At 60.1% G+C, this 24193-nt stretch carries 33 protein-coding genes; 18 read left to right on the top strand and 15 right to left on the bottom strand.

Going from position 1 to position 24193, the window contains the following annotated elements:
• Nucleotides 1–42: 42 nt before the first annotated feature.
• The 3 genes from ACR0MP_RS11795 to ACR0MP_RS11785 all read right to left on the bottom strand — a co-directional run bounded on the left by ACR0MP_RS11795 (nt 43) and on the right by ACR0MP_RS11785 (nt 5274).
• Nucleotides 43–3498, bottom strand: a complete 3456-nt coding sequence (locus ACR0MP_RS11795) for a chromosome segregation SMC family protein (protein WP_170402353.1) — start codon at nt 3496–3498, stop codon at nt 43–45.
• Nucleotides 3499–3639: 141 nt separating this feature from the next.
• On the bottom strand, nt 3640–4035 hold the full coding sequence (locus ACR0MP_RS11790) for a hypothetical protein (protein WP_170392642.1): 396 nt from the start codon (nt 4033–4035) through the stop codon (nt 3640–3642).
• Nucleotides 4036–4080: 45 nt separating this feature from the next.
• Nucleotides 4081–5274 carry an aminotransferase-like domain-containing protein gene (locus ACR0MP_RS11785; protein ID WP_480886882.1) on the bottom strand — a complete coding sequence of 398 codons (1194 nt, stop codon included), beginning with the start codon at nt 5272–5274 and terminating at the stop codon, nt 4081–4083.
• A gap of 151 nt (nt 5275–5425) precedes the next feature.
• Between ACR0MP_RS11785 and ACR0MP_RS11780 the strand changes: the two genes are divergently transcribed.
• Entirely contained in the window at nt 5426–6196 is a 771-nt protein-coding gene (locus ACR0MP_RS11780; protein WP_170392644.1) for a FadR/GntR family transcriptional regulator, read from the top strand.
• Between the two features lie 81 nt (nt 6197–6277).
• On the opposite strand, the gene ACR0MP_RS11775 is transcribed toward ACR0MP_RS11780, so the two are convergent.
• The 5 genes from ACR0MP_RS11775 to ACR0MP_RS11755 form a co-directional block, all read right to left on the bottom strand.
• Entirely contained in the window at nt 6278–6838 is a 561-nt protein-coding gene (locus tag ACR0MP_RS11775) for a F0F1 ATP synthase subunit B (protein ID WP_480886881.1), read from the bottom strand.
• Nucleotides 6839–6843: 5 nt separating this feature from the next.
• On the bottom strand, nt 6844–7395 hold the full coding sequence (locus ACR0MP_RS11770; RefSeq protein ID WP_170402362.1) for a F0F1 ATP synthase subunit B': 552 nt from the start codon (nt 7393–7395) through the stop codon (nt 6844–6846).
• Between the two features lie 86 nt (nt 7396–7481).
• On the bottom strand, nt 7482–7706 hold the full coding sequence (locus ACR0MP_RS11765) for a F0F1 ATP synthase subunit C (protein WP_005981269.1): 225 nt from the start codon (nt 7704–7706) through the stop codon (nt 7482–7484).
• A gap of 48 nt (nt 7707–7754) precedes the next feature.
• On the bottom strand, nt 7755–8513 hold the full coding sequence (locus tag ACR0MP_RS11760; RefSeq protein WP_170392647.1) for a F0F1 ATP synthase subunit A: 759 nt from the start codon (nt 8511–8513) through the stop codon (nt 7755–7757).
• 2 nt (nt 8514–8515) lie between these two features.
• Complete coding sequence (locus ACR0MP_RS11755) at nt 8516–8848, bottom strand: AtpZ/AtpI family protein (protein ID WP_170392648.1); 333 nt, start codon at nt 8846–8848, stop codon at nt 8516–8518.
• 231 nt (nt 8849–9079) lie between these two features.
• On the opposite strand from ACR0MP_RS11755, the gene ACR0MP_RS11750 reads away from it, so the two are divergent.
• The gene (locus ACR0MP_RS11750) at nt 9080–9412 is read left to right on the top strand and encodes an ArsR/SmtB family transcription factor (RefSeq protein ID WP_170392649.1); all 333 of its coding nucleotides are present in this window, start codon (nt 9080–9082) and stop codon (nt 9410–9412) included.
• On the opposite strand, the gene ACR0MP_RS11745 is transcribed toward ACR0MP_RS11750, so the two are convergent.
• The 4 genes from ACR0MP_RS11745 to ACR0MP_RS11730 form a co-directional block, all read right to left on the bottom strand.
• Nucleotides 9409–9822, bottom strand: a complete 414-nt coding sequence (locus tag ACR0MP_RS11745) for a universal stress protein (RefSeq protein ID WP_480886879.1) — start codon at nt 9820–9822, stop codon at nt 9409–9411. The genes ACR0MP_RS11750 and ACR0MP_RS11745 overlap by 4 nt on opposite strands.
• Nucleotides 9823–9903: 81 nt before the next feature.
• Nucleotides 9904–10182 carry a hypothetical protein gene (locus ACR0MP_RS11740; protein ID WP_170402368.1) on the bottom strand — a complete coding sequence of 93 codons (279 nt, stop codon included), beginning with the start codon at nt 10180–10182 and terminating at the stop codon, nt 9904–9906.
• A gap of 57 nt (nt 10183–10239) precedes the next feature.
• Nucleotides 10240–11151: a DMT family transporter gene (locus ACR0MP_RS11735; RefSeq protein WP_170392652.1), complete on the bottom strand. Its 912-nt coding sequence runs from the start codon at nt 11149–11151 to the stop codon at nt 10240–10242.
• Nucleotides 11148–12026 (bottom strand): LysR family transcriptional regulator, encoded by an 879-nt coding sequence (locus tag ACR0MP_RS11730; RefSeq protein ID WP_480886877.1) that lies wholly within the window; start codon nt 12024–12026, stop codon nt 11148–11150. The genes ACR0MP_RS11735 and ACR0MP_RS11730 overlap by 4 nt, the downstream gene beginning before the upstream one ends.
• Before the next feature lie 120 nt (nt 12027–12146).
• Between ACR0MP_RS11730 and ACR0MP_RS11725 the strand changes: the two genes are divergently transcribed.
• Nucleotides 12147–12728: an NAD(P)H-dependent oxidoreductase gene (locus tag ACR0MP_RS11725; RefSeq protein ID WP_170402377.1), complete on the top strand. Its 582-nt coding sequence runs from the start codon at nt 12147–12149 to the stop codon at nt 12726–12728.
• 64 nt (nt 12729–12792) lie between these two features.
• Complete coding sequence (locus tag ACR0MP_RS11720; protein ID WP_170402380.1) at nt 12793–13533, top strand: aspartate/glutamate racemase family protein; 741 nt, start codon at nt 12793–12795, stop codon at nt 13531–13533.
• On the opposite strand, the gene ACR0MP_RS11715 is transcribed toward ACR0MP_RS11720, so the two are convergent.
• On the bottom strand, nt 13534–14064 hold the full coding sequence (locus ACR0MP_RS11715; protein WP_170402384.1) for a prolyl-tRNA synthetase associated domain-containing protein: 531 nt from the start codon (nt 14062–14064) through the stop codon (nt 13534–13536).
• A gap of 89 nt (nt 14065–14153) precedes the next feature.
• Here ACR0MP_RS11715 and ACR0MP_RS11710 point away from each other — a divergent pair, with 89 nt between their 5' ends.
• From ACR0MP_RS11710 to trmD, 12 genes are all read left to right on the top strand, one after another.
• Nucleotides 14154–14672: a hypothetical protein gene (locus ACR0MP_RS11710; RefSeq protein WP_170402388.1), complete on the top strand. Its 519-nt coding sequence runs from the start codon at nt 14154–14156 to the stop codon at nt 14670–14672.
• A 160-nt stretch (nt 14673–14832) separates the two neighbouring features.
• A complete protein-coding gene (ffh, locus tag ACR0MP_RS11705; RefSeq protein WP_480886875.1) occupies nt 14833–16341 on the top strand; it encodes a signal recognition particle protein in 1509 nt (502 codons plus the stop codon).
• A gap of 41 nt (nt 16342–16382) precedes the next feature.
• A complete protein-coding gene (locus ACR0MP_RS11700) occupies nt 16383–16895 on the top strand; it encodes a GNAT family N-acetyltransferase (RefSeq protein WP_170402394.1) in 513 nt (170 codons plus the stop codon).
• Nucleotides 16892–17443 carry a GNAT family N-acetyltransferase gene (locus ACR0MP_RS11695; RefSeq protein ID WP_170402397.1) on the top strand — a complete coding sequence of 184 codons (552 nt, stop codon included), beginning with the start codon at nt 16892–16894 and terminating at the stop codon, nt 17441–17443. Before ACR0MP_RS11700 ends, ACR0MP_RS11695 begins: the two co-directional genes overlap by 4 nt.
• Nucleotides 17440–17979: a GNAT family N-acetyltransferase gene (locus ACR0MP_RS11690; protein WP_170513361.1), complete on the top strand. Its 540-nt coding sequence runs from the start codon at nt 17440–17442 to the stop codon at nt 17977–17979. The genes ACR0MP_RS11695 and ACR0MP_RS11690 overlap by 4 nt, the downstream gene beginning before the upstream one ends.
• Nucleotides 17976–18272, top strand: coding sequence for a chorismate mutase (locus tag ACR0MP_RS11685; protein WP_170392662.1), 297 nt, complete (start codon nt 17976–17978; stop codon nt 18270–18272). The genes ACR0MP_RS11690 and ACR0MP_RS11685 overlap by 4 nt, the downstream gene beginning before the upstream one ends.
• A gap of 42 nt (nt 18273–18314) precedes the next feature.
• Nucleotides 18315–18704 (top strand): 30S ribosomal protein S16, encoded by a 390-nt coding sequence (gene rpsP, locus ACR0MP_RS11680; RefSeq protein ID WP_010437590.1) that lies wholly within the window; start codon nt 18315–18317, stop codon nt 18702–18704.
• Between the two features lie 12 nt (nt 18705–18716).
• Nucleotides 18717–19352 carry a 5,6-dimethylbenzimidazole synthase gene (gene bluB, locus ACR0MP_RS11675; RefSeq protein WP_170402403.1) on the top strand — a complete coding sequence of 212 codons (636 nt, stop codon included), beginning with the start codon at nt 18717–18719 and terminating at the stop codon, nt 19350–19352.
• A 2-nt stretch (nt 19353–19354) separates the two neighbouring features.
• Nucleotides 19355–19501, top strand: coding sequence for a hypothetical protein (locus tag ACR0MP_RS11670; protein WP_170392664.1), 147 nt, complete (start codon nt 19355–19357; stop codon nt 19499–19501).
• Entirely contained in the window at nt 19494–19997 is a 504-nt protein-coding gene (gene rimM / locus ACR0MP_RS11665) for a ribosome maturation factor RimM (protein ID WP_170392665.1), read from the top strand. Before ACR0MP_RS11670 ends, rimM begins: the two co-directional genes overlap by 8 nt.
• Nucleotides 19997–20812 carry a hypothetical protein gene (locus ACR0MP_RS11660; protein ID WP_170425117.1) on the top strand — a complete coding sequence of 272 codons (816 nt, stop codon included), beginning with the start codon at nt 19997–19999 and terminating at the stop codon, nt 20810–20812. Before rimM ends, ACR0MP_RS11660 begins: the two co-directional genes overlap by 1 nt.
• On the top strand, nt 20809–21612 hold the full coding sequence (trmD, locus tag ACR0MP_RS11655) for a tRNA (guanosine(37)-N1)-methyltransferase TrmD (protein ID WP_170392667.1): 804 nt from the start codon (nt 20809–20811) through the stop codon (nt 21610–21612). The genes ACR0MP_RS11660 and trmD overlap by 4 nt, the downstream gene beginning before the upstream one ends.
• Nucleotides 21613–21614: 2 nt before the next feature.
• Here the strand turns inward: trmD and ACR0MP_RS11650 are convergent, their stop codons facing one another.
• Complete coding sequence (locus tag ACR0MP_RS11650) at nt 21615–22415, bottom strand: glycoside hydrolase family 25 protein (RefSeq protein ID WP_170402409.1); 801 nt, start codon at nt 22413–22415, stop codon at nt 21615–21617.
• A gap of 370 nt (nt 22416–22785) precedes the next feature.
• Here ACR0MP_RS11650 and rplS point away from each other — a divergent pair, with 370 nt between their 5' ends.
• Both rplS and rpmE read left to right on the top strand, forming a co-directional pair.
• A complete protein-coding gene (rplS, locus tag ACR0MP_RS11645) occupies nt 22786–23169 on the top strand; it encodes a 50S ribosomal protein L19 (RefSeq protein ID WP_170328369.1) in 384 nt (127 codons plus the stop codon).
• 11 nt (nt 23170–23180) lie between these two features.
• On the top strand, nt 23181–23402 hold the full coding sequence (rpmE, locus tag ACR0MP_RS11640) for a 50S ribosomal protein L31 (RefSeq protein ID WP_170392669.1): 222 nt from the start codon (nt 23181–23183) through the stop codon (nt 23400–23402).
• 211 nt (nt 23403–23613) lie between these two features.
• Here rpmE and ACR0MP_RS11635 read toward each other — a convergent pair whose 3' ends face one another.
• Entirely contained in the window at nt 23614–24165 is a 552-nt protein-coding gene (locus tag ACR0MP_RS11635; protein ID WP_480886871.1) for an SOS response-associated peptidase, read from the bottom strand.
• Nucleotides 24166–24193 lie beyond the last annotated feature (28 nt).

Below are 24193 nucleotides of genomic sequence, written 5' to 3'. Positions count from 1 at the left end.
CCCTCATACACGGGCGATGGCTCATAACGTTGCAGTGATCGATCAAGCGACCATCTGCTCGGCCTTTTTCAGATCGACCGAAACCAGTTGGCTGACACCCTGTTCCTGCATCGTCACACCGAACAGCCGATCCATCCGCGCCATGGTCACCGCGTGGTGGGTGATGATCAGGAAACGCGTATCAGTCTGGCGGCACATCTCGTCCAGCAAGTCGCAGAAGCGGGTGACGTTGGCATCGTCCAGCGGGGCGTCGACCTCGTCCAGCACACAGATCGGGGCGGGGTTGGCAAGGAACACGCCAAAGATCAACGCCGTCGCGGTCAGGGTCTGTTCGCCGCCCGAAAGCAGGCTGAGAGTCGAGAGCTTTTTGCCCGGCGGCTGGCACATGATCTCAAGGCCCGCATCCAGCGGATCGTCGCTTTCGACCATGACCAGATTGGCCTCACCGCCACCAAACAGGTGCTTGAACAGCATGGCGAAGTTGGAATTCACCTGCTCGAACGCGGTCAGCAGGCGTTCGCGACCCTCGCGGTTGAGGCTGGCGATGCCGCTGCGCAGGGCCTTGATCGCCTCTTCCAGATCGGCCTTTTCGCCGTTCAGCGTGTCGAATTCTTCCTGAACTTCTTTGCTGTCCTCTTCAGCCCGTAGGTTCACTGCGCCCATGGCGTCGCGCTGACGCTTGTGGCGGTTCACTTCGGCTTCAAGTGCGTCGGCGGCGGGCATCTGGTCAGGGTTCACGTCCAGTTGGTTCAGCAGCTGGTTCGGCGTCAGTTGCTGATCCTCGGCAATGCGTTCTGCTGCGGCGACTACGCTTTCCTTGGCGGCGTCGCAACGCGCCTCAGCCGCCGCGCGGCTTTCGCGCGCCTCCGAGGCCAGACGTTCGGCTTCGCGCTCGGCAAGAACCACCTCGCGCTGCTGGGTCTCGGCCTCGGCCAACTTGTCGGCGGCTTCGGCGCGCCGAGCCTCAGCGGTTTCGATCAGCTCGTTCAGTTCTTCCCGTGCCTCGGCGATTTCGCTGGGGGCCGCCATCGCCTCGGTCAGTTCTTCTTCCGAGCTTTCCTTGCGTTCGGCCAGTTCCGATATCCGCTTTTCCGCCGTTTCCAGACGATGCCGCCAACCGCTGAGGTCCTTAGTCACCTCCTGCGTGCGCCGGGTGCGCGCCTCGCCCTCGCGGCGCAATTCATCATGCGTTGAGCGGTGGGTCAGCATGGTGATCCGCGCCGCCTCGACCGTCTGCTTGATGTCCTCGACCTGCGCGCGGGCGCTGTCGAGATCGCCCAGGCCAGTCAACGCGCCTTCAGCCTCACGCAGTTGTGCACGGGCGGACATGGCGTCTTCCTTATGACGGTCGACCGCGAGTGTCAGTGTTTCCAGCTTGCCCTGCGCCAGATTTCGATCCGCCTCAGCCCGGCTGAGCATCCGCGCGGTTTCCGCCATGCGCTGATCCGCGGCACGGCGGGCCTCGCGGGCGCGGCGGTCGGCTTCGGTGACGTCGGCCAGTTGCTGCGACAGCGCTTCATGCGCGGCGCGCGCGCCGTCGGCTTGTGCCTCGGTGCGTGTCAGTTCCTGTTTCAGCGCTTCCAGCTTGTTGAGCTGTTCCAGTCGCAGGGCGGCAGCGCTTGGTGCATCCTCGGCCCAGGCGCGGAATCCGTCCCAGCGCCACAAATCTCCCGAGCGTGAGACCAAGCGTTGACCCGGTTTCAACGACGCCTGCAGGCGCGCGCCCTGATCCGCATCGACCAGACCGATCTGCGCAATACGGCGACTTAGGCGGTCGGGGCCGGACACATGCAACGCCAGCGGCTCGGCCCCGTCGGGCAAGGGCTGGTCGCTGTCATAGCCCGCTACCTGCACCCAACCTGAAGGTCCGTCGCCCTCGACCAACGGTGCACGCAGGTCATCCGCCAGCGCAGCCCCCAATGCCTTTTCAAAGCCCGTTGCCACCCGCAGCATGTCGAGCACTTGCCCACCCTCAGCCGTGTCGCGTTCGACCAGCTTGGCCAGCGCGGTGGTCTCGGCCCTTATCGCGCCCAGTTCACCCTCGGCCTCGGAGCGTTTGGCGCGGGCTTCCGCCTCACGCGCCTGCGTATCGTTGCGCAGCTCGTCTGCGGCAGCCAGTGCTTCTTCCGCTGCCTCAGCAGCTTCGCGGGCTTCTTCCTCACCCTCCTGCGCGGTCTCGAACGCCTCGCTGGCGCGGGAAAGGGCATTGCGCGCCTCGTCCACGGCGGCGCGGGCCTTTTCTTCTTCGCCCTCGGAACGAGCCAGTGTCTTGCGGCTATCTTCAACCAGTCGTTGCGCCGATTGGTGGCGGGCCACCAGACGGGCCATGTCTTCGGTTTCCTGCGACAGGTGATCTTCGCGATCCTGCAACACCGACGCGGCCTCGCGCGCAACTTCTGCAGCTTCAGCGACCTTTTCGTCATAGCCATCGGCGGCTTTGGCAAGCTCGCGGGCCTCCCATTCGAGCCGTTCGATCATCTCACCCGCGTCCCGGTTCAGACCGGATTCGCGTTCGATGTCGTTGCCCAATTGCTGGATACGGTTGGTCAGAGTCTCAATCGTCTGGCGTGCGCGGGTTTCCTGATCCGACAGCTGATCGCGCTGCACCTGCTGGCGCTGCAGGACGGCGGCAGCGATGGCCTCTTCCTCACGCAAGGGCGGTAGGGTTTCCTCGATCTCGGCGCGTTTGGCGGCGGATTCACGGGCGGATGCCTCGGCGCGAGAGGCTTCGGTGATCCGGTCGCGTAGCTTTTCCTCGGCCGCCTGACGGGCCATGTCGGCCTCTTTCCAACGGCGATATAGCAGCATCCCTTCGGCCTGACGCAACAGCTCGCCGATCTCGCGATACCGCGCCGCCTGCCGGGCCTGACGGGCGAGTTGTGCCAACTGCCCGCCCAATTGTTCCAGCACGTCATCCACGCGGGTCAGGTTGGCCTCGGTGCCTTTCAGTTTCAGTTCTGCCTCGTGGCGGCGTTGATAAAGCCCGGAGATGCCGGCGGCCTCTTCCAGAATGCGACGTCGTGCGCGGGGTTTGGCGTTGATCAGTTCGGCAATGCGGTTTTGCCCCACCAGCGCAGGCGAATGCGCACCGGTCGAGGCGTCCGCGAACAGCATTTGAACGTCGCGGGCGCGCACGTCCTTGCCGTTGGTCTTGTAGGCACTGCCCACATCGCGGGTGATGCGGCGGACAATTTCCAACTGGTCGCTGTCGTTGAAGCCGGATGGCGCCAAACGTTCCGAGTTGTCCATCGTCAGGACCACCTCGGCAAAGTTGCGCGCAGGCCGAGTGGCAGCGCCCGCAAAGATCACATCCTCCATCGCGCCACCGCGCATGGATTTGGGACGGTTTTCACCCATCACCCAGCGCAACGCTTCCAGCAGATTGGACTTGCCGCAGCCATTCGGACCAACCACTCCGGTCAGCCCGTCCGCGATGATCAGATCGGTCGGGTCCACGAAGCTTTTGAAGCCGGTCAGTTTGAGTTTGCTAAAGCGCAATGGCTGCTCTTGGTATGATTCCTATGGGTAAGAAGTCTGCGCAACGGATGGGGGAGGTGTCAACGTGATTGCGCAGGATATGGGAGATTGGACCAAGTTATCCACAACATCTTGGCAAAACTACGCGGAGTCTCGCGTATCTCAGTAAGGCGAGCATTCAAAGACCTGATATCCGTAGTCTTCGTAATATCCGTAATCAACGCATTCATAGGGACGGCGAAGGAGTGCGCCGAAAATCAGTTTTTCCCCCAGTTCCTGGTCGCAGCCCAGCACGCCCACAGTGACGGCCGCATCGCCAAGAACGTCCAGAAGCGGACAGCCCGAGACCTGCGCCATGGCCAGCGCGGCCCGGTCACGGATCGGACCCAGACGCGGCGCGTATTGCGGGTTCACGCGGACGGCCTCGGCCAGTTCATTGCGGACGCGGACGTCGAAGATACTGCCATTCACCGCGACGCGCGTTGCGGGCAAGTCGCGAAAATAGGGTGTACCACCCGAGCAGGCGGCGAGGCAAAGGAAAGCGAGCACGCGGATCATACTGCTTTATTAGCGACAATATGGTTAATGAAACCTTTCCCCGGTTCAGGCGCGCAACACTTCTCCTAACCGGCGTATACCCTCGCGGATCGTGTCCTCATCCGAGTTGGAGAAACTCAGTCGAATGGTATTCGACCCGGTGTCGTAGGGATAGAAGGCCTGACCGGGGACAAAGGCCAACTTGACCGTTTCCAGCGCCCTCGCCAGCAGGTCGGCGCCGTTCATTCCCTTGGGCAGAGTGACCCAAATGAACATGCCGCCCTCGGATCGGGTCCAGTCGACGCCATTGGGCATGTGCTCTTTGAGCGCCTCAAGCATCGCATCGCGGCGCGCGGCATAGGTCTGGCGCAGTATGGGGACATGAGTGTCAAAGCGATCCCGTGCCACCTGATACACCGCCATCTGGTTGATCGTAGAAGAATGCAGATCAGCCGCCTGTTTCAGCAGCACCAATTGCGAGATCACCGGTTTTGCTGCAACCACCCAACCCAGCCGCAACCCCGGTGAAAGAGTTTTCGAGAAGCTGCCGCAATAGATCGTCCGGCAGTTCTCGATCGATCCCTTGCGCGCCTGTTCTAACGCGAGGATCGGAGGGATCGGATCGCCGTCATAGCGCAGCGCCTGATAGGCTCCGTCCTCGATCACTGCGCAATCCAATTCATCTGTCAGATCGAGCAGCGCCTCCCTGCCCCGCAGATCGACCGTCTCACCAGTCGGATTTGCAAAATCGGCGGAGAGATAAGCGAATTTGATCGGGCTGTTGCCGGCGGCGGCCTGGTATTCGGCAGCCCCACGATTGCCATTGATGCTAAGCTGGTCAAAGCGCGGCTCATAAGCGTCAAACGCATTGAGCGCGCCCAGATATGTGGGCCACCCAACCAACGCAGTATCACCCGGTGACAAGAACAACTTACCCAAGTAATCCAGCGCTTGCTGCGAGCCTGAGGTGATCAGGATGTTGTCGATGCCGCACGTAACGCCGATCCCACGCATATGGTCGGCCAGCCATTCACGCAGCGGGGCATAGCCCTCGCTGACCGAATATTGCAGCGCCTGCGCCTGTTGATCTGGGCTAAGCGCATTTTGAAACGCTTCGGCGAAAGCCTCTGCTGGAAACAAAGCGGGGTCGGGAATACCGCCTGCGAAGGAAATGATACCGGGCTCGCCCAGCAGTTTCAGCAATTCGCGGATTTCGGAAGCCTTCATCCGAGCGGTTCGGGTGGCGTAGAGCTGATCCATCGTAGGGGGCCTCCTCCGCCCTTGGGTCGCAGATTAGGCAATGCGCCCCTTATGTCAATAATTCTGACCTAATGTTTCAACCTCTGTGAGCGACTTGAACGCCCCTTACAAACGTGGTCAAGTGATTTGACCAATTCCAAGTGGTAGCCAGATGCCTTTTCAAAAAGTTCAAACCGAAAAACTGTCACTGGCTGTTGTGCGCCAGATCGAACTGCTGATCCTGCGCGGCATTCTGCGCCCCGGAGAACGCCTGCCCTCAGAACGGGAGCTGGCCGAGCGGATGGGCGTGTCGCGCCCGTCGCTGCGCGAGGCAATCTCGGACCTCCAGGAGCAGGGATTGCTGACTGCCAAGGCCGGATCGGGCATCTATGTGGCCGAGGTTCTGGGCTCGGCCTTCGCGCCAGCTTTGATCCGGTTGTTCGGCAATCACGACGAGGCAGTGTTCGACTATCTCTCATTCCGGCGTGACATGGAGGGTCTAGCGGCTGAGCGTGCCGCCCGCATGGGCTCGGGCAGCGATCTGAAGGTGGTGCAGACCATACTGGACAAGATGGAAGACGCCCACGCCCGCAATGCAGCCGAAGAAGAGGCGCATCTGGACGCCCAGTTCCATATGGCGATCATCGAGGCCAGTCATAACGTGGTGATGCTGCATATGATGCGGTCGATGTTCGATCTGCTGCGGCAGGGCGTATTCTACAACCGACAGATCATGTTCCAGCAACGCACCACCCGCGACGCAATTCTGGACCAGCACCGCGCCATCAACACAGCCCTGCAGGACCGCGACCCGAAAGGGGCACGGAAGGCGGTCGAGGATCATCTGAACTTTGTCAAAAGCTGCATGGCCGATCAGCAGAAGGCCCTGCGCAATGAAGAGATCGCGCAACAGCGTTTGAAGCACGAGACTGGAGAGGTCTGATCCTTCAAACTGGAAGCCACGAAAAGAAAAAACCCGAGAGCCTGAAGCCCTCGGGTTTTTCAAATCATATGATCCAGGCGATCAGTGTAGCTTTTCACCCACATCCGCGATGGATGCATCGATCAGCTTGTTCGCCTGCGTTGCGGTCATCTGTTTGGCCAGCACGGCGTTGGCTGCCGAAACCGCTACGGTGATGGCCTGATCGCGGACTTCCTTGACGGCAGATGCCTCAGCCGATGCAATCTGATCCTGCGCAGCGGACAAACGGCGCGCAATGGATTTTTCCAGATCCACCTTGGCCTGTTCTGCCGCCAAAGCCGCATCTTCTTTGGCCGCGGCAACGATAGCATCGGCCTGACCCTGAACTTCGCGCTGCTTGCGCTCGTACGAGGCCAACAGGCTGCGTGCTTCTTCATGCAGGGCGCGGGCTTCGTCCAGCTCGGCTTGAATACCTTCGGCGCGATTGTCCAGCGCACCACCAATCATACCGGGGACCTTGAAGTAGAACAGGACCGCGATAAAGACGATGAAGCCCAGAGTGACGACAAAGTCAGTGTTGGCAAGCGAGAAGAACGGGCCGCTTGCGGCCAGCGCGGGGCTGGCGGCACCAACGGTCAGGATAAGGGCAAGAGTGTTCCGCATGTCACTTATCCTTTCGTCTGCGCATCTACTGCACTGTTGATGGCTTTGGCATCCGCCTCGCCGCCCAGTGCTGTGACCAGTTCAGCCGCCGTATCCTTGGCAACCACTTGAATGCTTTCCAGCGCACCTGCACGGATTTCGGCAATTGCCTTTTCCGATTCAGCCGCCTTTGCAGCGATTTCCGCATCCGCCTTGGCAATCGCGTCATCCAGACCGGCCTGGATTTCGGCGCGGGCTTCCGCTGCGATACGCTGAGCCTCAGAACGGGCATCGGCCAGCGCTTTGTTATAGGCCTCTTCGGCCTCGACCGCTTTGGCCTTCAGATCTTCGGCCGCAGCCAGGTCATTTGTAATGGTCCCCTGGCGTTCAGCCAGGATTGCCGCGATGCGGGGCAGAGCCACGCGGGACAGGACCAGAAAGATGACGACCAGCGTGATGACCAGCCAGAAAATCTGGTTGGGGAACCAATCGAAGCAGAGCTGCGGCATCCCGACGGCGTAGCCGCTGGAATCAACGCATGTGCCTACTACTTCTTCAGCAATGGGTTCAGTCGCCATGATGTCCTCCGTCGGAACGTTGTCTTTACAACAGATGGGCCGCTATGGCTTGGGCCCACCTGCGCGTAAGGATCAGGTTCCGCAGATTATACGGCGAACATCAGCAGCAGCGAGACCAGGAATGCGAAGATGCCCAGCGCTTCTGCGAACGCGATACCGATGAACAGGGTTGCGGTCTGCGAAGCAGCCGCCGAAGGGTTGCGCAGGGCGCCGGCCAGGAAGTTGCCTGCAACGTTGCCCACCCCGATTGCGGCTGCGCCGGAACCGATTGCTGCCAGGCCTGCGCCGATGTGTGCGAGATCGCCTTCCATGAGAATTCTCCTTACGATTTGGAAGTTTCGATGTTGGGGGTTCGGACCTTAGTGCGACGGATGCAGCGCATCTTTCAGATACACACAGGTCAGAATGGTGAAGACGTAGGCCTGAATGAAGGACACGAGGACCTCAAGGCCATACATTGCGGTGATCGCCAGAACCGACACGGGCGAGATCACGGCAATCGCGGCAAAGCCTGCGAACACCTTGATAACCGCGTGGCCTGCCATGACGTTACCGGCAAGACGAATGGAGTGGCTGACCGGGCGCACGAAGTACGAGATCAGCTCAATAATCGCCAGAACAGGGCGCAGCGCCAGCGGCGCGCTGGAGACCCAGAACAAGCCCAGGAACGCAGCGCCGTTCTTGACGAAACCCAAAACGGTCACGGTCAGGAACACGGCCAGCGCCAGCGGGATGGTCACGGCGAAATGCGATGTGGTGGTGAAGGACATGGGCAACATGCCCAGGAAGTTCGCGCAGACGATGAACATGAACAGGGTCATGACATAGGGGAAGTACTTGACGCCTTCCTTGCCGCAGATGTCTTCCAGCATCTTGTAGATGAAACCATAGGCCAGCTCGGCCACCGACTGCATCCGCGTCGGAACAATGGCGCGCTTGGACGTGCTGAGAACCAGCAGGGCAAAGATCGCCGCAATCGCCAGGAACAGCCACAGGGTCACGTTGGTGGGCGTGTACCAGGCAATCGCACCGTCGCCGAACAACGGCTTGACGATAAACTGGTCCATTGGATGGAAAGCCAGGCTGCTGCCTTTTTCTGCGGTGGTCTCGGTTGCCACGTTCAGTCCCTCTCGTCCTTCTCGGTCGCGCTTGCGGCCGCTTGTTTCTCTTGAACCTCTTTCGCGCTGCGGAGCATAACCTTCACGCCCGCGACAAGGCCCAGCAATGTGAACAGCACCAGAAAGATCGGGATCGTCCCGAGCAGGCTGTCCAGCCCGTATCCGATGCCAAATCCGATCCCCAGACCGGAAACCATTTCGATGACCATCCTCCAGGCAAGCTCGCCTCCGGATACGTCAGCATCCGCACGAGGTTTCGGCGCTTTGGCCTTTTTCGCCGCTTCGATCTTGGCCTCCAGCTGCGCCATACGCTGCTTTTGGTCATCTTCGGTCACGGGCGTTTCCCTCGCACAGTCTTGGGTAGGGTGCTAAGGGGCTGAGGGCGCAGAGTCAACGGCAATGAAGTCGCAGCATGAACGGCGATAAGTATATGATTTTTATATTAAAATCACAGACCGCGTGAAACCTGCCGATGGCGTATAGTTCGCTGACCGGGCGGATAAGCCTGAATCCGCATATTCAACCAAATGGTTGACCAAACTCACAGGCTATGGTTCAGCGGAACCATGTCCAACGACCTCGACACTGTCTTCGCAGCCCTCGCCGATCCCACCCGCCGCGCCATCTTAGCGATGCTGCTGGAAGATGACATGGCCGTCACCGACGTGGCCGAACCGTTCGAAATGTCGCTGGCCGCGATTTCAAAGCATCTGGTGATCCTGACCAAAGCAGGTCTGATTTCTCAGGAAAAACGCGGACGGGTGAAGTGGTGCAAACTTGAACCCGACGCGCTTCGTGCGGCCTCGGTTTGGATGCAGGGGTTCGGACAGTTCGAACCGGTCAATCTGGATGCGTTCGAGCGGTTTCTTGAAGTTGAACTGCCCCCGGATGAGGCCTAACGCACAACTAAGACCGACATGCTGGCGTGTTTGGTCAGATATCCCGCGTGGCTGGACAGGATATAGTCTGTGATCCGGGGTGCGTGGGTTCCCACAACAATCAGATCGGCCCCCATTTCCTCTGCTGCGTGGGTCAGGTCCTTGTCGATCTCGACCGCGACATCAACCGAATGAATGTTGCGTGTGTCCACCTGCGCCCCGCTTTGCATCGCGATTTCATTGGCGCAGGTCAGCAATTCTTGTTTGATCGCGTCTGTTGTCAGGTGGCTATCCCCAGGCTGCGGGCCGGTGACGCTGACGATGGTCACTTTTGCGCCCTGCCATTTGGCCAATTGCGCCGCAACCTCGGTGGCTTTCTTGACCTCGGGCGGCAAGTGCAGGTCGACCGGGACCATGATGTGTTTGAACATATTGGCGTCCTCCTGATCCTGAGATATGTCGAACCGGGCAGTTCGCCAGTCTGACCCGTCGGGACGATCCAAACGGCAGGCTCAGCCCTCGCGGCTATATTCCACCCCGGTCACAACCCCCGTTGGGTCGGCACGACAGAGCCACGGAGCCTCGGCCCCTGCCACGAATACGCTGGTGACCGAGCCTGTCGGGCTGGACTGGGTAGACATCGCTTTGACACCATCAGGCCCTGTGCCGGTTTCGGCGCCCACCAGAGCTTCGCAGCTGGCTTGCAGGTCCGCCTCTGCAGCGTCTTTCGCGCTACCGGGGGCACAGGCGGACAGCGCCAGCAATGCGGGAATAAGTGACAGTGTTTTCATGGCCCAGCTCCTTGGTGGTGACAGACAGGCTGCCACATCAGGTAGAAATCACAAGCTTCAATTCGAGCGCACCGGAGTATTTGCAGGCGCGTCTTCTCCTTTCAGCAGCAACAACAGCGCAACAGCGGTGAGCCCGGCACCAACCAACACCAACGCTGTCGGCGCTGGTCGTCCCAAAGCGATTTCCCACAGGATCACCCAGCTGGGTGTCAGGTAAGTGTAGGCCATGACCTTTGCCGCGGGCAAACGCAGGGCTGCAAACTGAACCAGTACAAAACTGGCGGCGGTCGCAAACAACGAGATGTAAAGCAGCGTCACCCAGACAATCCCGGGAAGGTTGCCCCAATCTACTGCACGGATATCGGACCAGCCCCAGACCGTCAGGATCAAACACCCCGCAACCAACGTACCGAAGGTGAACACCACCGCAGGCTCGCCCCGGTTCAATCGCCGTATCATCGGCGTATAGACGGCGTGCGCGGCGCAACCCCAGAAATAGATGATCTCGCCGCCTCCGATCTCGAAGACCTGAAAGGCTTGCCAATCCGCTCTAAAGATCACCCACAGCGCACCGACTGCACCGACCGTCAGGGCCAGCGCCATGCGTGGGGTGGTGATCTGGCGCAGCAGCACCCACCCGGCCAGCGCCGACATGACCGGGGTCAGCGTAAAGACCGCTGCCGCGCTGACCGGGGGAGCGGTTTTCAATCCGTAGAACATCAGGACAAAGTAGGCTCCGAACAATCCGCCAAGAACCAGATAGCGCCATGGTGCCCGAGCCGCGCTGCGCGGAATGCCCGTTGTGGCAATCGCAGCGATGCCGATCACAACCGCCGCAATCGCAAAGCGCGCTGCCGTGATCGCCGACGGTGCGATCTCATTTGCCGCCATTGAGCCAAGCGAGAAACTGCCCGCCACCAAAGCCGAGAATGTCAGCATGGCCAGATGGCCGCGCGCCTGCGGTGTCACGGCAGCCAGCCCTTGGATTGATCTTTCAGGAAGGATAGGAAAGCCTGCACCTTAGTGGTCCGGTGCAGATCCACATGCGTCACCAGCCACAGCTTGCCAGACCACTCGGGCAACGGTGCCATCACCTCGACCAGATCGGGATCGCGCGCGGCCTCCCAACGGGCCATAAAGCCGATGCCTGCACCGGCCAGAACAGCCTCTCGCATACAGAAATTATTGGTGCAGCGGAAAGTGATCGCCTGCTCCGGCGCGTTGGCACGCAGCCAGCGGGAAAACGGCGCGCGGCTGCTTTCATCATCATTGCCCACGAAGTAGTGATTGGCGAACTCTGCAACGTTTGCGGGTTTGCCGTGGCGCGCGAGATAGGCCTTGCTGGCGAATAGTCCGACCTCTTGTGGAATGAACGGCTGCACCACATTGTCCGGTTGATCCGGCGCGGCCCCGGCGCGGATCGCCACATGCGCCTCGCCATATTCCAACCGGAACAGGCGGTCGCCGGTCAGATAGCGCACAATCAATCCCGGGTGGGTCTGCTGGAACTCGGTCAGCGTCGGTACGATGAGCGGGGCCAGTGAGGCCAGTGAGGTGACCACGATCTCGCCCGAGACATCGTCTCCGCGCCCCTTCATGCGACCAACCAACTGGTTGAATTGATCTTCGGTTGCCTGCGCGACCCGCAACAAGTCCTCACCCGCTTCGGTTGGTGTGTACCCACGCGCGTGACGCTGGAATAGTTTGACGCCCAACCGTGCCTCGATCGCATCGATATGGCGGATCACGGTGGCGTGGTGCACACCCAGCACATCCGCCGCGCCGCTGACCGTTCCTATGCGCGCCACCTGATAGGCGGTTCTCACTTCATCCCAATTGTCCATTGCATCTGATCCAATGTGCAAATTCTAACAATGCTTGTTGATATATCCGAGTTTTGTTCATGCACGCAACAGCCATATTGGGGCAACAGAAGCTAATTCCGCAACAAAGGACGCCCAGAAATGACCAAAACCATCCTGCATATCGACGCCTCGGCCCGCCGCACTGGATCTGCCACCCGCGATCTGTCCGACCGCGTGGTTCGCCACCTGAACGCCAGCCGCATCATCCGCCGCGATCTGGCCACCCCCCTGCCCCTGCTGACCGAAGACTGGATCGGCGCCAATTTCACCCCCGCCGACCAGCGTGACGCGGTACAGAAAGACCTGCTGGCCCTGTCGGACGAATTGGTGTCCGAGTTACAAAAGGCCGACACGATCGTCATCGGCCTGCCGATCTACAACTTCTCGGTCCCGGCGGCGTTCAAGGCCTGGATTGATCTGGTCGCCCGTGCCGGTCTGACATTTTCCTATTCCGAAGAAGGACCGAAAGGTCTGCTGGAAGGCAAACGCGCCATCCTTGCTGTTGCATCGGGCGGTACGGCGGTGGGCTCCGAAATCGACTTTGCCACCACCTATGCGCGCCATGTTCTGGGCTTCATCGGCATCCATGATGTCGAGGTCATCGCCGCAGATCGCATGGCACTGGACCCCGAAACAACCCTGTCCAATGCGCAGAAAGCTGTCACCGAACTGGCGGCCTGATTGACCTGACCCCCTTGAACCGTCCAGTCTGCGCCGAGGCAAATCGGCAGACTGGGCGTTTCACATGAAAAAGATTGGAATATTGGGCGGTGTTGGCTGGGCCTCAACTGTCGACTACTACCGGGCGATCGCTGAAGGCGCGGGTCGGTATTTTGCTGAGCGCGGCCACGGATCGCCGCTGCCCATCCCACCCATGACCATCGAATCCGTCACCCAAGCCAAAACCCGCGCCTTGCGCGGCGTGGCCGGTCACGAAGACAGCTGGGCCGCTTTCGACGCGGTGTTCCGCGAAGCGCTGCTGATTTTGGAACACTCAGGCTGCGATTTCGGCATCATCGCCTCCAATACGCCACACGCGCGGCTTCACGCGATCCGCGAAGGCGTCTCCATGCCTATTCTCAGCATTTTTGACGCAACCGCCGACGCGACCGCCTTGACCGGCGCCACCAATGCTTTGGTCCTTGGAACCGCAGTCACCATGCAGGCCACAAACTATGCCGACCGGCTGGCCGCCGAGGGTATCACGGCAAACACACGCCTGCCCGAGCCCGAGATCGCCGAGATGCAGGCGATGATCGACAGTGATTTCTACGGCGGCGCATCCGACACAGCACATGCGCGCCTGCTGGCCTTCTGCAACAAACACGCCACACCCGGAACCGCGATCTTGCTGGCCTGTACCGAGTTGCCTCTGGCCTTCCCCGATCATCTGGACGATCCGGTGTTCGAGGCGGACGGTCACCTGTTCGTCAACCCCTCTGCCGCCCATGTCGCTGCCGCATTGAACGAAGCGCTTGAGGGGTGATCACGGCAGCCAGTTTATCTCGCACCCGATCTTATCAAAGAACACCATCAGGTCTTCGCGCGACAAAACGACGGTTCGGTCGTTGACCAAAGGGTGCATGTTGATGACATCGGCCTGTTGCGCGGCGGCGTCCATAAAGAACTTAACGTTGTTCTCAACGCCGTTGATCATCGCCAGCGGACTGACCGCGCCAGGGCGGATGCCGAGGTTCTGGAACAGCCGATCCGCCGAGCCGAAGGACAGGTTGCCAACCCCCAACTCCGCGCCCAGCGCCTTGAGGTCGATCTCGCGGCTCTGTTCCAGCGTCACCAGATAGTTCCGCTTTTTCTTGTCGCGCAGATACAGGTTCTTAAGCCGCAGTGTGTTTTCACCCGGCACCATGAACTGGCACTCCACCCCTTTGGCATCCTCAACGGTGCGCAGCGGGATATGAGTATGCAACCGATAGGGCAGCCCCCATTCATCCAACTGCGCCAAAAGCGCATCCGAGCTGAGCGGCAACGTATCCTGAAAGACAGATGATGCGTCCATGGGAACCTCCTCGTATGGCGCGCTCATCGCCCAACCGACAGGTAAATTCAAGCCACGACAGGCGCGGCATTCGGTGCTAGCGTGCCGCCATGAAAGTCACGCGTAACACTCCGAGCCAACTGATCCTGTCCAATACGCCATGGTTCATCGGCATCACGCTGGTTTTCTTCATTCTGGCATTTGTCGGCGCGGGCGTCTTCTTGGCCAGTGAAGGTGGCGAGGGTATCTTGTTCGGCATTTTCTTCGCACTATTCGGCGGAGGCATGGGTTTTGGTGCATTTTGCGCCTTCGTCCGCCGCGTGCAGGTCATACTGGATCGTAACAAAAACAGCATCCTGATCCGCAGACAGTCCGTATTTGGATATGATGCGGTGGAACATGAGCTGTCGAACCTCTCGCACGCGGAAACCGAAAGCACGACCTCACGTAGTGACAATGGCACATCGACCCTCTATCGCCCTGTCCTAATACTGGATGAGGGCATGAGCGCCGGACGGCATCCCATTGTCGAGGCTTATTCCAGCGGGCGCGGCGCGCATCGGCTGGTTGATGCGATCAATGACTGGCTTCCGGCGCGCAAGGTTGACTCTGCCAGCCAATCGGCCTAAGTCGCCACCAACATCCGGAAGCGCTTGATCTTCCGGTCCCTTGAGTCGTTCAGGGATCGCCCCCCACCAGCGAGTTTCGCCCGTGGGGGCGTTTGTGCATTTAACCGACGCGTCCTATCTAGGGCACGCCACCAGATAACCGGCTAAGGAGGCCGAAGGCATGTTTGAAAATCTATCCGAACGCCTTTCCGGCGTCTTTGACCGGCTGACCAAACAGGGTGCCCTGTCTGAAGAAGACGTGAAAACCGCCCTGCGCGAAGTCCGCGTTGCCCTGCTTGAGGCTGACGTCTCGCTGCCGGTGGCGCGCGAGTTCGTCAAGAAAGTACAGGAACAGGCGACCGGTCAAGCTGTCACCAAATCGATCACGCCCGGCCAGCAGGTCGTCAAGATCGTGCACGACGCGTTGGTTGATACACTGCGTGGCGAAGAAGACCCCGGCGCGCTGAAGATCGACAACCCGCCTGCCCCGATCCTGATGGTCGGCCTGCAGGGTTCCGGTAAGACAACCACCACCGGTAAGCTGGCGAAACGCCTGAAAGAGAAAGAGGGCAAGAAGGTCCTGATGGCCTCGCTCGACGTCTATCGCCCAGCGGCGATGGATCAGCTTGCGGTTCTGGGCACGCAGGTTGGTGTAGATACGCTGCCGATCGTACCCGGTCAGACGCCGGTTGATATCGCCAAGCGCGCCAAGCAACAGGCAACGCTGGGCGGCTATGACGTCTATATGCTCGACACCGCGGGCCGTCTGCATATCGACGAAGTCCTGATGGACGAGGTCGAGCAGGTTCGTAACGTGGTCGACCCGCGCGAGACGCTGCTGGTGGTCGACGGCCTGACCGGTCAGGTCGCTGTTGAAGTGGCCGAAGAGTTTGATGCCAAGGTCGGCATCTCGGGCGTGGTCCTGACCCGTATGGACGGTGACGGGCGCGGCGGTGCGGCGCTGTCGATGCGCGCGGTCACCGGCAAGCCGATCCGCTTTGTTGGTCTGGGCGAGAAGATGGACGCGCTCGAAACCTTCGAGCCGGACCGGATCGCCGGTCGTATTCTGGGCATGGGCGACATCGTCGCTCTGGTCGAAAAAGCCCAGGAAACGATGGAGATGGAACAGACCGAGCGCATGATGAAGCGCATGGTCAAAGGTCAGTTCAACATGAACGACCTGAAAATGCAGCTAGAGCAGATGATCCAGATGGGCGGCATGCAGGGCATGATGGGCATGATGCCGGGCATGAACAAGATGGCCAAGCAGATGGATCAGGCCGGTCTGGACGATAAAATCCTGCGCCAGCAAATCGCGCTGATCCAGTCGATGACCAAACGCGAACGCGCCAACCCGCAACTGCTGCAAGCCAGCCGCAAGAAACGCATCGCCGCCGGTTCGGGTATGGAGGTCAGCGATCTCAACAAGCTGCTCAAGATGCACCGGCAGATGTCCGACATGATGAAAAAGATGGTCAAAATGGGCAAAGGCAAGATGCTGAAACAGGCCATGAAAGGCATGTTCGGCAAAGGTGGCCCAAGCCCCGAGGAAATGGCTGCGGGCATGGACCCCAAGGCGCTGGAACAAGCCGCCAAAGCGATGGGCGGTAAGATGCCCGGCGGTCTGCCCGGACTGGGTGGCGGCATGGGCCTGCCCCCGGGGTTGAGCGGTTTTGGAAAGAAAAAGTGACGTCAGCACGCTGCACCCAGCCCCCGTCCGGAAAGGCGGCGATGGCAGCAGCGCAGTATCGCGCGGCCCTGCCGGTCATTGAGACCCGGCGGCTGGTTCTGCGTGCACCCACTCTGGACGACCTGCCGGTGTGGACATCGATCTGCAAGGACAGCTTTGGCGATACCGAGCGAGACGCCTGGACTGAGTTTTCCTACTACACATCAGGCTGGCTTTTGCATGGTCACGGCTTGTTCACCGTCACGTTTAAAGACGACGATCAGGTCATTGGCTTCGTCATTCTGGGCCTCGAATGGGACGATCACGAGCCCGAGCTTGGCTATATGTTCGATAGCAAGTTCCGCATGCAAGGTTACGCGACCGAAGCGTGCAGCGCCGTTCGCGATTTTGGGCTTGATCTGCTCGGATCCGGCCAGTTCGTAAGCTACGTTTCGCAATCCAACGCTCGTTCGAACGCATTGGCACAGCGTCTGGGTGCAACGCGCGACGCCGTTGCCGAAAGCGCCTTTAGTCCAACCCAGCATGTCTGGCGATACGGCGAGGTGCAGGCATGACACTTGCCATGGCCATACCAACGCTGGAAACCGAACGCCTGATCATGCGGGCCCCTTGCGAGGCCGATTTTGAGGCTGAGGCAGAGTTTTTTGCCAGCGACGCCTCGAAATTCGTCGGCGGCCCGAAACGCCCGGATGAGACTTGGCGCGCTGTTGCGATGCTGTTAGGCCACTGGGCGATGCGGGGATATGGCTTCTGGGGTGTCGAGGAAAAAGACACGGGCACCTATGTAGGCCATGTTGGCTTGTGGAACCCTCACGGCTGGCCCGAGCCCGAAATTGGCTGGACCCTTATGAACCACGCCACCGGCAAGGGTTATGCGACCGAAGCGGCACTGGCTGCACGTGCACATGCCTACGACGTGCTGGGCTGGGAAACCGCAATCTCGCTGATCGATCCGGATAATCTGGGCAGCAAGGCTGTCGCGGAACGGCTGGGCGCGCAGTTTGAATATATGTTCGAACACCCGGCTTTCGGGGCGATGCAGGTCTGGCGTCATTCGGCGCCTGCCGATCTGGTAAACGGTGGCGTGGAGGCATACGCATGACCTCGTTCACTATACCCACCGTCGAAACCGATCGCCTGATCCTTCGCGCGCCGCATCTGGACGATCTTCCTGCGATGACCGCGTTCTACGCGACCGAGCGCAGCCATATGGTTGGTGGTCCCAAGGACGCGCTTGGAAGCTGGAGCTCTCTTTCGAACAGATTGGGTCATTGGGCGCTGCGCGGTTATGGTCTGTGGCATTTGACTGAAAAGGCCAGCGGCGCATTCGTGGGATGGGCAGGCATGATCTACGTACCCGGCTGGGCCGAGCCCGAGCTGGGCTGGACGCTGATGGCAGAGGCCGAAGGCAAAGGTCTGGGCTTTGAGGCCGCCGCGGCTGCACGCGACTATGCAGCGCGGCATCAGGGGCTGAACGGTGTGATTTCCTACATCGCCCATGCCAATGATCGCTCGCGCGCGCTGGCCGAACGGCTGGGCGCAACGCTGGAGATTGAGAGAGCCGAGCTTTTGGGCAAGCACGCTCAGATCTGGCGTCATCCGCAGATTGATTTGACCACCGAAAGGACCGGCCAATGAACAACCCCGTGACACAGGCTGCTGCGCTGTTGAAAGACCATCGAGAAAGCATCGACCGGCTGGATGCGATCCTGGTCTATACGCTGGGCGAGCGGTTCAAGCACACGCAGGCCGTTGGCAAGCTCAAGGCCGCACACGACCTTCCCCCGTCCGATCCGTCGCGCGAGGCTGCGCAGATCGCACGGTTAGAAGACCTGGCGAAAGAGGCCGATCTGGACCCCGATTTCGCCAAGGCTTTTCTGAATTTCATCATTCAGGAAGTCATCCGACACCACAAGAAACACCAGAACTAAGCCGGTCTAGCACCGGATACGCCATTCAAAGGAGATACCACCATGGCAATGAAAATTCGTCTCGCCCGCGGCGGCTCGAAAAAGCGTCCCTTCTATCGCATTGTTGCGGCTGATAGCCGTATGCCGCGCGATGGTCGTTTCATCGAAAAACTGGGCACCTACAACCCGCTGCTGCCGAAAGACAGCGAAGAGCGCGTGAAAATGAACATGGAGCGCATCCAGTACTGGCTGGATCAGGGCGCACAGCCCACCGACCGGATCGCACGCATGCTGGAAGCTGCCGGCGCCCGTGACAAGGCCGAGCGCAACAACCCCAACAAGGGCACTCCGGGCAAGAAAGCTCAGGAACGCGCGGAAGAGAAAGCTGCCAAGGCTGCTGAAGCTGCCGAAGCGGCTGCTGCACCGGCTGAAGAAGCTGCTGCAGAAGAATAAGCAGTCGGGCGCGTGCAGGATCAGGCCTTTTCCGACGATTTTCGCACGCAGTTCGATCTGTTGATGCGGCTCCGGCGTGATGTGCGCCGGTTTCGCACCGATGCAATTGACGAGGCAGTGCTTACGCGCTGCCTCGACGCGTTTCGACTGGCCCCTTCTGTTGGGCTCAGCGAACCCTGGCGCGTGATCCGCATCGAAAGTCAGGCCGCGCGCGACGCGGCGCTGAAGAATTTCCAAGCGGCCAACGAGCGGGCGCTGAGCGGGTATTCCGGCGAAAAGGCGCAGCTGTACAGCCAGCTGAAACTGTCCGGGATGAAAGAAGCTCCGGTGCAGCTGGCCGTGTTCTGCGACGATGCCACCGACAAGGGTCAAGGTCTGGGCGCAGGTACTATGCCCGAGATGCGGCGCTATTCTGTGGTCTCTGCCATCACCCTGTTCTGGCTTGCCTTACGGGCAGAAGGGCTGGGGCTGGGTTGGGTCTCGATCCTCGACCCGGACCAGATGGTGCGCGATCTGGATGTCCCCGAGGACTGGCGGTTGATCGGATATTTCTGCTTGGGCTGGCCCGAGGCCCAATCCGATACGCCGGAACTGGAGCAGGTCGGCTGGGAATGCAGAGACACCTCTCTGCCCATCGAGGTGCGCTAGACATGTTCGGATTGTTACGTCTTCCCATCCTGCTGGCGATCGCATTTATTGTGGGCGTATTCTTCGAACGCTCGAACCAGCGCGAGGCGTGCGAGGTGATCGGACAATGGCGGGACGGGCTATGTGTGACGGATGGTCGAAATGAGTGATCTGATCTGCGTAGGCAGCATCGCGGGCTCGTATGGGGTGCGCGGCGAGGTGCGGCTGAAAAGTTTCTGTGCCGTCCCCGAGGATATCGAAGGCTATTCGCCGCTGACAGACGAAGAAGGTAAAGAGCGCTATCCCGTAGTCCTGACCCGCGCGATCAAGAACGGCTTTGCCGCTCGGCTGGGTGGCATTGAGACGAAGGAAGCGGCGGATGCGCTGAATGGCCTGCGCCTTTATGCGCGGCGCGATCAATTGCCGTCGCTGCCGGATGATGAGTTTTACCACACCGACCTTATCGGGCTTGAGGTTTATGACACCGGCGGCACGCTGCTGGGCCGAGTGAAATCGGTGCAAAATCACGGTGCGGCGGATCTGTTGGAACTGCATGGGCCGGGCTTAAAGGCCACCGTGCTGCTGCCGTTTACACTCGAATCCGTTCCGACCGTTGATCTGGACAAGGGCCGCATCATCGCTGATCCGCCTGAGGGCCTGCTGTAATGCGCCGCGTGTTGCTGCATCTGGGTCTGCACAAGACCGGGACGACGGCGGCACAGTCCTTTCTGTTCGAAAACCGGTCACTGATCTGGCCGCACCATGCGTTGGTCCTGCCCTATCGGACCCGGAAAACCGGCTTGTCCGAGGCCGCCACGCGCTATTCCGTCTACGGCACACCCGGCGCGATGAGCGATTTCAAGGATCAGATGCGGCACTTTCTGAATTCGCTGGAATTCGGCCAGAAACGTGGGCTGGTTCTGAGCGAAGAGAATTTCTCGGGCCTGCGCCCCAGCCGCAATGTCGCGGTAGGATATGAGGCCGCGCCCGAGCTCGCCTCGTGCCTTGTCGGCCTGATCCGCGACCGATTTGCCGGGGAAGAGGTGCATATAACGATCTACTACTCGCTGCGCCAACGGGGAAGCTGGCTGCGCAGCCTGTGGGCGCATGATCTGCAACGATCGCGCCTGATTCAGGATTTTGAGACCTTTCGCGCCCGGCTTGAACCGGTGCCGTCGCCTCAGATTGCTGCTGCGGCTGTGCGCGACCGTTTGCCCTCGGTCTCGGTCCGCACCGAATGGCTGGAAGACCTGCAGGGCCAGCGACATGGGCTTGGAAGCACTTTTGCTGAATTCCTTGACCTGCCTGCGGACAAAGCCGCCGAATTGGTAGGCCCGACCCGATCAAACCCACGCCTGCCCGAGGATGTCTTGCAGCAGATGCTGGAAATGAACCGATCCGATCTGGACGATGCTGCGCTGATCGATCAAAAGACGGCTTTGGTTCAAAGCACCCAGAACGATCTGATCGGCTCGAGATGACAGATAAACCCGGAAAGTCCCATGGCCGCAAAGCCATCCGTCCAACGTTGAAGCCGCGCGAGTTGATGACGCCGACGCCCGATCTGCACGGGGTGTGGAAGGCCAAGATTATCACGTTGTTCCCATCTGCCTTCCCGGGTGTTCTGGGCGAAAGCCTGACCGGCAAGGCCCTGCAAGAAGGGCTATGGCAGTTGGAAACTGTGGATTTGCGCCAATTCGGGATCGGCAAGCACCGCAATGTGGATGACACCCCTGCGGGCGGCGGTGCGGGCATGGTGCTGCGTGCCGATGTGCTGGGTGAGGCCATTGAGCATACGATGGCGGGCATCCGGGGCAACTGGCCGTTGATCTACCTCAGCCCGCGTGGGCGTCGGATGGATCAGAAAATGATGCAAAACCTGGCTCGCTGCGATGGCATGACACTGCTATGTGGTCGTTTCGAAGGCGTCGATGAGCGGGTGCTGGAACATTACGGCGTGCAAGAGATCAGCTTGGGTGATTTTGTCATGACCGGGGGTGAAATCGCCGCACAGGCCCTGATCGACGCCACCGTGCGGCTGATCCCGGGCGTTCTGGGCAACCAGGCCTCAGCCGAGGAGGAGAGCTTTTCCTCTGGCTTATTGGAGCATCCGCAATACACCCGCCCCGCCGACTGGAAAGGCCGCCCGATCCCCGAGATCCTGATGTCAGGCCACCATGGACGCATTGCGGATTGGCGTCATGAAATGTCGGAACAGATCACCCGCGAACGGCGGCCCGATCTGTGGGACGCCTATCGAAAATCAGAAGATAAGGGCTAAGACTAACGGGTTGCCTTCCACAACGCCCAGGTTTCCGGCGTGCCGTTGAAGGTGTTGATGTCCACCTTACCCTGAACCCCCGGCACCAGCCCGGTGCCGGTGTATTGCCAGAACCGCCAGACCGAGCCTGGATAAACGTTGCGCGGGTGGCCCGCGACCGAGCGCAGCCAGAACTCGGTTTTGGGAAGTCGTCCGATATCGGTGTCGCCGTAGAAATCTACCGTCGTGTAGACAATCGGGCGTCGGCCATAGTGGCGCTCGAGAATATCAAGGAACCGCTGCGCCTCGGCCCGAACGGTTCGGCCATCAGGGCGCAGGGTGCAGGTTTTGGAATGGGGCGTCCATTCCATATCCAGCACATGCGGCAGGTCGGCCCCTTTGGGCACGTTCTGGATGAACCAACGCGCCTGTTCTTGGGCCGGTCGGCAGAAATAGTAATAGTGATAGGCCCCCCACGGCACTCCGGCAGCTTGTGCGCCGCGTCGGTGCTCGTCGAACATCGGGTCGGTAAAATCTCCGCCCTCGGTGGCTTTGATGAAGGCAAAGCTGACACCGTTCTTCTGCGCGGTGCGCCAATCAATCGGCCCCTGCCAACGCGAGACATCCAGCCCGTGCACGGGGTACTGGCCGGGGTGGCGACCTTCCCAAGGGTGCGGGTCAGCGTCACCAAAGGCGGGGTAGATGATCGAAGGCGGGGTCGTGTCCGCGAAGGCCTGCGGCTCAACCGCCTGAGGTTGCGGGCCGCGGCGACCACATGAGACAAGTGCAAGCGCCATAACGGCCAGCAGAAGTGCTTTGCGCATCTTATGATCCTGTATCAAATATCTGCTCTTATAATTAACCCCAGAATGCCTGATCTGGTGAACAAGGCAACGGTGGATTTGACGGGTGGCAAAAACTCACCTGTTTCACCAAGAATAAGGCTTGATCCTCGCCCACAAAGCCCGTAAAGCAGCCCAATCCGGTGTGGCGTTACGCGACTCCGGTGTTTTGGTTTGCATCCTGACGTGACGCCCGGCTTTCTTCGGCCACGGCGCGACAGGGCGGACCGGACCAAAAGGAACATTCGATCTGACCTCTGGCGGGCTGTACGCAGGACCCGGTGAAGACCAAGAGCTCTCAGGCCGTGCCCAAACTTCGTGGACCAACCGCGAGCATATAGGAGTAACTGCGATGGACCTAATCGCACAGCTTGAGGCGGAACAGATTGCCGCCCTGGGGAAAGACATCCCCGATTTCAAAGCCGGTGACACCATCCGTGTCGGCTTTAAAGTGACCGAAGGGTCGCGTACCCGTGTGCAGAACTATGAAGGCGTCTGCATCGCGCGCAAAGGTGGCAGCGGCATCGCCGGTTCGTTCACCGTTCGCAAGATTTCGTTTGGCGAAGGCGTGGAGCGTGTGTTCCCGCTGCATTCGACCAATATCGACAGCATCACCGTTGTCCGCCGTGGCCGCGTTCGTCGCGCCAAACTTTACTACCTGCGCTCGCGCCGTGGTAAATCCGCGCGTATCGCAGAAGTCACCAACTACAAGCCCAAGGCTGGCGCCGAGGCGTAAGGAGCGGAAAGATGAAAAAAGACATCCATCCCGATTATCACGTCATCAACGTCAAAATGACCGATGGCTCTGTGGTTCAGATGAAATCCACCTGGGGCAGCGAAGGCGACCAGTTGGCTCTGGAAATCGACCCTTCCGTGCACCCCGCATGGACCGGTGGTTCGTCGCGCCTGATGGACGCAGGCGGCCGCGTGTCGAAGTTCAAGAAGAAATACGAAGGTCTGGGCTTCTAATCCCGACCTGGTTGAAATGCGAAAGGCCGTCCATTTGGGCGGCCTTTTTTGTTTTGGAATTGCGCCACTGCACTTTGCGGCTGTTTCAGAAATCAAACCCGGTCTGGACCGGGGGCGTGTAAGGCTCAATCATATCTTCGCCCTCAGCTCCGCGTTTGATGGGTTTGACGGTGTAATATTCAAACCGGCCTTCGTACTGCGTGCCCAACGACTACTGCGCCTCTTGCGCGGTCGTGACGCCTGATAGCCAGTTTTCGATCTCATCCGGGGTCAGGATCACTGGCATGCGGTTGTGAATATGCGCGATCTGCGGGCTGGGTGTCCGGGTCAGGATAGTGCAGCTATGGCTGCTGTCATCAGTCCTGTAAAACCCCGCAAAAAACATCACCGGGGCATTGCGCTGAACCGTGATGTAGACCGGGCAATCATGGCCCTGGTCCTTGGGCCACTCGTAATATCCCAGCGCCGGAATAAGACAGCGCCCCTTGTTCCAGTATTGCTGCCAGAAGCTGACATTTTCGATCTTCGAATTGATCATCGGCTTCTTGCTGCGCGGGTCCTTGATCTGCCAGCGCGCCGTCGCCAGCTCGGCCCGGTCGCCGTCCCAACGGACCATGCCAACCCGATTGGTCGGAGACACATTGTACCCACCCGAAGGCAGCTGTTCGGGCAGATCAGGCGAGACCTTGCCGTAGAGAAAATACTCGGTAATTGCCAGCATTTCCCGCTGTGTCAGGTGACCGGCTGCAAATTTTCCACACATGGCAAAAGTCTAGGCCGATTGGGTGCCG

The sequence above is a fragment of the Ruegeria sp. K3 genome (genome assembly GCF_056531845.1).
Note: the sequence above shows the minus strand (reverse complement) of the source record. Positions and strands in the feature narration are given on the sequence as shown.

Coding starts and splice junctions, on each gene's coding strand:
- ACR0MP_RS11765 (WP_005981269.1), bottom strand. CDS start 7,706: ATGGAAGGCGATCTCGCACACATCGGCGCAGGCCTGGCAGCAATCGGT.
- ACR0MP_RS11715 (WP_170402384.1), bottom strand. CDS start 14,064: ATGGACGCATCATCTGTCTTTCAGGATACGTTGCCGCTCAGCTCGGAT.
- ACR0MP_RS11780 (WP_170392644.1), top strand. CDS start 5,426: ATGCCTTTTCAAAAAGTTCAAACCGAAAAACTGTCACTGGCTGTTGTG.
- ACR0MP_RS11695 (WP_170402397.1), top strand. CDS start 16,892: ATGACACTTGCCATGGCCATACCAACGCTGGAAACCGAACGCCTGATC.
- ACR0MP_RS11635 (WP_480886871.1), bottom strand. CDS start 24,165: ATGTGTGGAAAATTTGCAGCCGGTCACCTGACACAGCGGGAAATGCTG.
- ACR0MP_RS11700 (WP_170402394.1), top strand. CDS start 16,383: ATGGCAGCAGCGCAGTATCGCGCGGCCCTGCCGGTCATTGAGACCCGG.
- ACR0MP_RS11740 (WP_170402368.1), bottom strand. CDS start 10,182: ATGAAAACACTGTCACTTATTCCCGCATTGCTGGCGCTGTCCGCCTGT.
- ACR0MP_RS11690 (WP_170513361.1), top strand. CDS start 17,440: ATGACCTCGTTCACTATACCCACCGTCGAAACCGATCGCCTGATCCTT.
- ACR0MP_RS11725 (WP_170402377.1), top strand. CDS start 12,147: ATGACCAAAACCATCCTGCATATCGACGCCTCGGCCCGCCGCACTGGA.
- ACR0MP_RS11770 (WP_170402362.1), bottom strand. CDS start 7,395: ATGGCGACTGAACCCATTGCTGAAGAAGTAGTAGGCACATGCGTTGAT.
- ACR0MP_RS11750 (WP_170392649.1), top strand. CDS start 9,080: ATGTCCAACGACCTCGACACTGTCTTCGCAGCCCTCGCCGATCCCACC.
- ACR0MP_RS11745 (WP_480886879.1), bottom strand. CDS start 9,822: ATGTTCAAACACATCATGGTCCCGGTCGACCTGCACTTGCCGCCCGAG.
- rpsP (WP_010437590.1), top strand. CDS start 18,315: ATGGCAATGAAAATTCGTCTCGCCCGCGGCGGCTCGAAAAAGCGTCCC.
- ACR0MP_RS11730 (WP_480886877.1), bottom strand. CDS start 12,026: ATGGACAATTGGGATGAAGTGAGAACCGCCTATCAGGTGGCGCGCATA.
- ACR0MP_RS11670 (WP_170392664.1), top strand. CDS start 19,355: ATGTTCGGATTGTTACGTCTTCCCATCCTGCTGGCGATCGCATTTATT.
- ACR0MP_RS11660 (WP_170425117.1), top strand. CDS start 19,997: ATGCGCCGCGTGTTGCTGCATCTGGGTCTGCACAAGACCGGGACGACG.
- rimM (WP_170392665.1), top strand. CDS start 19,494: ATGAGTGATCTGATCTGCGTAGGCAGCATCGCGGGCTCGTATGGGGTG.
- rplS (WP_170328369.1), top strand. CDS start 22,786: ATGGACCTAATCGCACAGCTTGAGGCGGAACAGATTGCCGCCCTGGGG.
- ACR0MP_RS11720 (WP_170402380.1), top strand. CDS start 12,793: ATGAAAAAGATTGGAATATTGGGCGGTGTTGGCTGGGCCTCAACTGTC.
- ACR0MP_RS11785 (WP_480886882.1), bottom strand. CDS start 5,274: ATGGATCAGCTCTACGCCACCCGAACCGCTCGGATGAAGGCTTCCGAA.
- ACR0MP_RS11650 (WP_170402409.1), bottom strand. CDS start 22,415: ATGCGCAAAGCACTTCTGCTGGCCGTTATGGCGCTTGCACTTGTCTCA.
- trmD (WP_170392667.1), top strand. CDS start 20,809: ATGACAGATAAACCCGGAAAGTCCCATGGCCGCAAAGCCATCCGTCCA.
- ACR0MP_RS11790 (WP_170392642.1), bottom strand. CDS start 4,035: ATGATCCGCGTGCTCGCTTTCCTTTGCCTCGCCGCCTGCTCGGGTGGT.
- ffh (WP_480886875.1), top strand. CDS start 14,833: ATGTTTGAAAATCTATCCGAACGCCTTTCCGGCGTCTTTGACCGGCTG.
- ACR0MP_RS11710 (WP_170402388.1), top strand. CDS start 14,154: ATGAAAGTCACGCGTAACACTCCGAGCCAACTGATCCTGTCCAATACG.
- rpmE (WP_170392669.1), top strand. CDS start 23,181: ATGAAAAAAGACATCCATCCCGATTATCACGTCATCAACGTCAAAATG.
- ACR0MP_RS11775 (WP_480886881.1), bottom strand. CDS start 6,838: ATGCGGAACACTCTTGCCCTTATCCTGACCGTTGGTGCCGCCAGCCCC.
- ACR0MP_RS11685 (WP_170392662.1), top strand. CDS start 17,976: ATGAACAACCCCGTGACACAGGCTGCTGCGCTGTTGAAAGACCATCGA.